This is a genomic window from Angustibacter peucedani, from assembly GCF_054779595.1.
In genome coordinates, this window is record NZ_BAAGXY010000145.1 from 1 (window position 1) to 6,353 (window position 6,353).

Here is a 6,353-nt window from a genome sequence, read left to right on the forward strand (position 1 = left end):
TCAGCCGCGTTGGGCGCGCTCGCGGCCCAGCGGCTGCGGCGGTCGCGGCAGCAACGGCCGGGTGAGCGGCTCGCGGTCGGTGACCTCGACGTCCTCCCCGGCGTGCCGCATCGCCAGCCGCGCCGACCCCCCGTCGCGCACCGAGTACGTCACCTCGTGGTGCTGGACGTCGACGAGCAGCCGCACGTCGTGCCAGTGCACGCGGAACCGCAGCCGGCTGATGCCCTCGGGCAGCTGCGGGTCGAGGGAGAGCACGCCCTCGTCGTCCCGCAGACCGCCGAAGCCCGCCACCAGCGCGGTCCACGCACCCGCGAGCGAGGCCATGTGCAGCCCGTCGCGGGTGTTCTGGTGCAGGTCGCGCAGGTCGATCGCAGCCGCCTCGAACGCGTACTCGTGCGCCAGCTCGAGGTGCCCGACCTCCGCGCACATCACCGCCTGCGTGCAGGCCGACAGCGACGAGTCGCGCACCGTGCGCCGCTCGTAGTAGTCGACGTTGCGCGCTTTCTGCTCGGCGGTGAACGCGTGGCCCTGGAACTGCATGGCCAGCACCAGGTCGGCCTGCTTGATGACCTGCGCCGGGTACAGGCGCACGTACGGCGCGTGCAGCAGCAGCGGGTACTGGCCCTCGCTGGCCTCGAAGTCCCACTCCGCGAACGTCGTGAAGCCCTGGCACTGCTGGTGCACGCCGAGCTCCTCGTCGTACGGCAGGTGCACGTCGCGGGCGGCGTCGCGCCAACGCGCGGTCTCCTCGGTGTCGACGTGCATCCCTTGCGCCAGCTCGGGGTTGCGCTCGCACGCCGCGGCGGCGCACCGCAGGTTGTGCGCCGCCATGAGGTTGGTGAAGACGTTGTCGCGGACGACGGCGGTGTACTCGTCCGGTCCGGTGACGCCGTCGACGTGCCAGACGCCGTGCCGGTCGTGGTGGCCCAGCGACATCCACAGCCGCGCCGTCTCGACGAGCACCTCGAGCCCGCACTCGCGCTCGAGCCCGTGGTCGCCGGTCACCAGGCGGTACCGCTCGAAGGCCGCGGCGACGTCGGCGTTGACGTGGAAGGCCCCCGTTCCCGCGGGCCAGTAGGCCGAGCACTCCTGGCCGCGGATCGTGCGCCACGGGAACGTCGCGCCCTCCAGCCCCAGCTGCTGCGCGCGGTCGCGGGCGAGGTCGAGCGTCGTGGCGCGCCACCGCAGCGCGTCGGCCGCGGCCTGCGGGAACGTGTACGTCAGCACCGGCAGCACGTAGGCCTCGGTGTCCCAGAACGCGTGCCCGTCGTAGCCCGGGCCGGTCAGCCCCTTGCCGGCGATCGCGCGGCGCTCGGCGCGGGCGCTCGCCTGCAGCACGTGGAACAGGCCGAACCGCACCGCCTGCTGGATGTCGGCGTCGCCCTCCACCTCGACGTCCGCGCCGTCCCAGAACTCGTCGAGGTACTGGCGCTGGGAGTCCAGCAACCCCTGCCACCCGCTGTACCGCGCCCCGGTCAGCGCGCCGGCCACCTGGTCGCGCAGCGCCGGCCGCGAGCGCAGGCTCGACCAGCCGTACGCGAGGTACTTCACGACCCGCAGCTGCTGGCCGGGCCGCAAGCCGCAGGTGACCGTGGTGCGGGCGTAGTCGGGGGTGCAGTCGGTCTCGACCTCGACCCGGCCGGGCACCTCGATCTCGTGGTCCATCCCGGCGGCCATCATCAGGCCGCTCGACCGGGTGCGGTGCAGCAGAAGGGCTCCGCGGTCGGTGCCCTCGTGCATCACGGCCTCGAGCGGCCGGTCGAGCACGGCCGAGACGCGGGGGTCGCGCTTGCGCGTGGGCTGGTCCTCGTTGGCCACCAGCTCGGACTGCACGGTCACCCGGGTGAACTCGTGGAGCGCCTCGACGACGTACTCGATCGCGGCGACGCCGCGCTGCGGGAACGACACCAGCCGGGTCGACCGCAGCCGCACCTGCTTGCCGGCGGGGGAGCGCCAGCGCGCGGTGCGCACGAGCGTACCGGCGCGCAGGTCGAGCGTGCGCTCGTGGTCGAGCAGCTCGCCGTACCGGACGTCGAACGGCTCGTCGTCGACGAGCAGCCGGATCACCTTGCCGTTGGTGACGTCCACGACGGTCTGGCCGTCCTCGGGATAGCCGAAGCCGGCCTCCGCGTACGGCAGCGGCCGGGTCTCGTAGAACGAGCCGAGGTAGGTGCCGGGCAGGCCGTACGGCTCGCCCTCGTCGAGGTTGCCGCGCAGGCCGATGTGCCCGTTGCTCAGGGCGAAGATCGACTCCGACTGCGCGATCAGGTCGAGGTCGAGCCGGGTCTCGCGCACCTGCCACGGCTCGACGGGGAACGCGCTCTGGGTGATCACGAGCGGGCCTCCAGCAGCTCGGCGAGGTCCTGGACGACGACGTCGGCGCCGTGCTCGCGCAGGGCGTCTGCGTGGCCGACCCGGTCGACGCCGACGACGACCCCGAAGCGGCCGGCGTGGCCCGCCTCGACGCCCGACAGCGCGTCCTCGAAGACGGCCGCCCGCGCCGGCTCCACCCCCAACCGCTCGGCCCCGCGCAGGAACGTGTCGGGCGCGGGCTTGCCGCGCAGGTGCTCCTCGCGGATCGTCATGCCGTCGACCCGCAGCTGCACGAACCGGTCCAGACCGGTGACCGCCAGGACGTCGCGGGTGTTGGCGCTGGACGACACCACGGCCACCGCCAGCCCGGCGTCGGTGACGGCCTGCAGGTAGCGGCGCGAGCCCTCGAAGACCGTCACACCGTCGGTGTGCAGCGTCTGCTGGAAGGCCGCGTTCTTGCGGTTGCCCAGCCCGGCCACGGTCTCGGCGCCCGGGGCCTGGTCCGCGGGGTCGTCGGGGTCGCCGTCCGGCAGGGTGATGTGGCGGCTGGCGAGGAAGGTGCGCACGCCGTCGTCCCGCGGTCGGCCGTCGACGAACTGCTGGTAGTCGGCCCCCGCGTCGAACGGCACGAAGGCCTCGCCCGTGCGGTCGGCCCGCGAGCGCAGGTACGCGTCGAACATCGCCTTCCACGCGCGCGTGTGCACGCTGGCGGTGTCGGTGAGCACGCCGTCCAGGTCGAAGAGGCAGGCGGTGACGTCGTCAGGTAGTCCCAGCACCTTCGTCACGCTAGTCCTGGCCCGCTCCGGCGTGCGGGCGGCGCGCGACGGCGAGAGGGTGGGACTCATGAGCACCGACGAACCTGGTGAGGTGCCGCAGCCCCTCGCGGTCGACGAGGACCAGGACGAGACGTTGCGGCACAAGGAAGTCCTGCAGAAGGTCGTGGTCGACCTCGCGCGCTACGGACCGGGACGGTCGGTCGCCGACCTGCGCCAGCGCCTGGACGTCGCGGTGGCCGAGGCCGGGCTGCCGCCGCAACCGGAGCGCTGGGTCGACGCCGTGGCGTCCGAGGCCGCCGAGGGCCGGATCACGGTGCTGGACGCGCGGTTCGTCCCGCGCGACCAGGGCGAGGAGCGCGCGGACGAGCACGACGCCGGACCCGGCGAGGGTCCGGACATCGGCCCGAACGGCTAGGCCGCGCCGTGCCGTTCCGCACCGTCGCGTACGACCAGGAGCCCGAGACCCTGCCGTCGGTGCGCGACCACGGCGCTGCCCGCACCGCGCAGCGCTGGCGCCGCGTTGGCGTGCTGGTGATGGTGCTGGTCGTGGCGGCCGGTGCCACCGGGCTGCTGGGCGTGCACTCCGCGCAGCGCACGGCCACCGGCGACGGGTACACCGCCACGCTGACTTACGCGCGCATCGCGCGGTCGGGCTGGGACGTCCCGTGGACCGTGCAGGTGCGGCACCCCGGCGGGTTCGACGGGGCCATCACGCTGGCGGTCGACGCTGACTACTTCGACATCTTCGAGTCGCAGCGCTTCTTCCCCGAGCCCTCCGGCGAGACCCGCGCCGGTCACTTCGTCTACCTCGACTTCGACCCGCCGCCGGGCGACACGTTCGTCGTCGGCTACGACGCGTACATCGCGCCCAGCAGCCAGCTCGGGCGCGACGGCACCGTCACCGTGATGACCGACGGGAAGCCGCGGGTCTCGTTGCGCTACAAGACGTTCCTGCTGCCCTGAGGAGGCCGACGTGGAGATCGTCGTCCGTGCTGCCGTCATCTACGTGTTCTTGTGGATGGTCACCCGGGCCACCGGCAAGGCCACCCTCGGCGAGCTCAGCACCTTCCAGCTGCTGCTCTACGTCGCGATGGGCGACCTCGTGCAGCAGGGCGTGACCCAGCAGGACTACTCGCTCACCGGTGCCGTGCTGGCCATCTCGGTGTTCGCCCTGCTCACGTCGGCGTTGTCGTACGTGAACTTCCGCTGGCCGCGCCTGCGCCCGGTCGTGCACGGCGCGCCGGTGGTCGTGGTCAGCGCGGGGGAGATGCAGCGCCCCGTGATGGACGCCGAGCGGCTCACCACCGACGACCTCTACGAGGCCGCGCGCGAGCAGGGCGTGCGCCGGATGGCGGACGTCGACCTCGCCGTCCTCGAGGCCGACGGACGCATCTCGTTCTTCCAGCGTCAGGACGGCTCGTCGTCCGGTGGCTCCGACGCGGCTGACGCGGGTCCGCGGGCCGCTCGCTGAACCGGCTCCTGCGGCGGTGGGCTGACCGGCGGGTCGACCCCGACGGCGTCCGCGTCGTCGTGGTCCGGGTCGCCGTAGCCGTCGGCCGCGACGGGTCGCGAGCTGGTCGACCTGGGCTGCTCCCCCGGCAGCGCAGCGACGTGCATGAGGTTCCTTCTCACTCCCCGAGAACGGATCCTGCGGGTCTGGCTAGGACGAGGCCGGGTAAGGCGCCTCCTTCAGCAGCCGCGCCAGGTGGGCGGCGTTGGCCGCTACGGTGCGCGTCGTCGAGGCGACGCCCTCCGGTGTCTCCGGCAGGTCCTTGTAGTCGCGCATCTCGCCCTTGACCTCGTCGTTCCAGTACGTCACCGCAAGGGCCGCGAGGCTGAAGCCGACGTCGTTGAGACCCTGGAACAGGATCGCGCTGATGTGGTGCGCGCCGTCCTCGTTGCCGACGACGGCGGCCACGGCGACCTTGCCGTACGTCAGCAGCCGGCCCTCGTCGTCGGTCTCGGACAGCTCGGCGTCCAGGCGTTCGAGGACGCGCTGGGCGATGCTCGACGGCTGCCCCATCCACGTGGGCGTCGACAGCACGAGCAGGTCGGCCTCCACCAGCTGCTGGCGGATCGCCGGCCACGCGTCCCCGTCGCCCATGTCGAGCTGCACCCCCGGACGGACGTCGTGGTCGACGACCCGCACCAGGCTGCCCTCGACGTCGTGCTCGCGCAGGGCGTCGAGCAGCTGCTCGGCGATGAGCTGGCTGCTGGACGCCGCTGGCGAGGGCGTCAGGGTGCAGACGAGGGCCAGCGCCTTCAGCGGCTCGCGGGGTGCGGTCGTCACAGGTGCCCTCCAGGGCGGGCGGCCACGCGGGGCCGCCGGGATCGGTGGCACGCCGCTGGCTGGACGTCCCCCCACCTTCCCCCGCCGTGGCCGCAGCCGCACGCCGAGCGCCGGGGCCAGGTCGGCGTTACGTTCGGCGGACCGCCTGCGGGAGGCGGGTACGGGGCGAGGAGGGCCGGCACGTGGTGGTGGGCGAGGCGCTGCGACCGCAGCTGCAGGAGCGGGTGGCAGCCGTGCACGGCCCGGACGTCGACGCCGCGCTGGCGCTGGCCGCGCGGCTCACCGGGGAGGCGCCGCTGCCTGGGCGGGGGAGCACGGCCGAGCGCTGGGACCTGCTGGCCGCGCTGGCCGCGGTCGACCTCACGACGGCACGGGTCGTGGAGGCGCACCTGGACGCCGTCGCGATCCTCGGCGAGGCGGGGGACGACCCGCAGGTCGACCCCGTGGCCCTGGACGTGGTCGGCGCCGCGCCGCTGGACGGCACCACGTGGGGCGTCTTCGCGGCCGAGGGCCCGGGAGCCCGGCTCGAGGCGACCCCGGCGGACGACGGGTCCTGGCGGCTCACCGGCACCAAGCCGTGGTGCTCGCTGGCCGGTGCGCTGAGCCACGCGCTGGTGACGGCGCACACCGACGGCGACCGGCGGCTCTTCGCGATCTCGTTGCGGCACAGCGGGGTTCGCGTTCAGGACGGCACCTGGCACGCGCGCGGCCTGACGGCCGTGCCGTCCGGTCCGGTCGACCTGGACGACGTCCCGGCCGTCCCGGTGGGGGACGACGGGTGGTACCTGCGGCGTCCCGGCTTCGCCCACGGCGGGGCCGGCGTCGCGGCCTGCTGGTACGGCGCCACGGTCGCGCTGGGACGCACGCTGCACGCGGCGGCCGGGCGACGCGAGCCCGACCAGCTGGCGCTCTGGCACCTGGGTGAGGTCGACCTGGCGCTGCGCGCGGCCGGCGCGGCGCTGGCCGACGCGGCC

General features: G+C 74.0%; 6 protein-coding genes and 1 pseudogene. 4 read left to right on the top strand and 3 right to left on the bottom strand.

Annotated elements, in window-relative coordinates; genetic code table 11:
- Both ACYVJ4_RS17870 and ACYVJ4_RS17875 read right to left on the bottom strand, forming a co-directional pair.
- A complete protein-coding gene (locus tag ACYVJ4_RS17870; protein WP_460461430.1) occupies positions 1-2,334 on the bottom strand; it encodes a glycoside hydrolase family 65 protein in 2,334 nt (777 codons plus the stop codon).
- Positions 2,331-3,089, bottom strand: a complete 759-nt coding sequence (locus ACYVJ4_RS17875) for a beta-phosphoglucomutase family hydrolase (protein WP_460461435.1) — start codon at positions 3,087-3,089, stop codon at positions 2,331-2,333. Before ACYVJ4_RS17875 ends, ACYVJ4_RS17870 begins: the two co-directional genes overlap by 4 nt.
- A gap of 67 nt (positions 3,090-3,156) precedes the next feature.
- Between ACYVJ4_RS17875 and ACYVJ4_RS17880 the strand changes: the two genes are divergently transcribed.
- The 3 genes from ACYVJ4_RS17880 to ACYVJ4_RS17890 are packed head-to-tail and all read left to right on the top strand — an operon-like array spanning position 3,157 to position 4,560.
- Positions 3,157-3,504 (top strand): hypothetical protein, encoded by a 348-nt coding sequence (locus ACYVJ4_RS17880; protein ID WP_460461431.1) that lies wholly within the window; start codon positions 3,157-3,159, stop codon positions 3,502-3,504.
- Positions 3,505-3,512: 8 nt separating this feature from the next.
- On the top strand, positions 3,513-4,052 hold the full coding sequence (locus ACYVJ4_RS17885) for a hypothetical protein (RefSeq protein ID WP_460461432.1): 540 nt from the start codon (positions 3,513-3,515) through the stop codon (positions 4,050-4,052).
- A 10-nt stretch (positions 4,053-4,062) separates the two neighbouring features.
- Entirely contained in the window at positions 4,063-4,560 is a 498-nt protein-coding gene (locus ACYVJ4_RS17890) for a DUF421 domain-containing protein (RefSeq protein ID WP_460461433.1), read from the top strand.
- 189 nt (positions 4,561-4,749) lie between these two features.
- Here ACYVJ4_RS17890 and ACYVJ4_RS17895 read toward each other — a convergent pair whose 3' ends face one another.
- On the bottom strand, positions 4,750-5,379 hold the full coding sequence (locus ACYVJ4_RS17895; RefSeq protein ID WP_460461434.1) for a flavodoxin family protein: 630 nt from the start codon (positions 5,377-5,379) through the stop codon (positions 4,750-4,752).
- Positions 5,380-5,561: 182 nt separating this feature from the next.
- Here ACYVJ4_RS17895 and ACYVJ4_RS17900 point away from each other — a divergent pair.
- Positions 5,562-6,353: pseudogene (locus ACYVJ4_RS17900) on the top strand (acyl-CoA dehydrogenase); the annotation flags it as partial.

What these genes read in the sequence shown, in the direction of transcription:
- ACYVJ4_RS17880 (WP_460461431.1), top strand. Translation starts at nt 3,157, where the DNA reads ATGAGCACCGACGAACCTGGTGAGGTGCCGCAGCCCCTCGCGGTCGAC.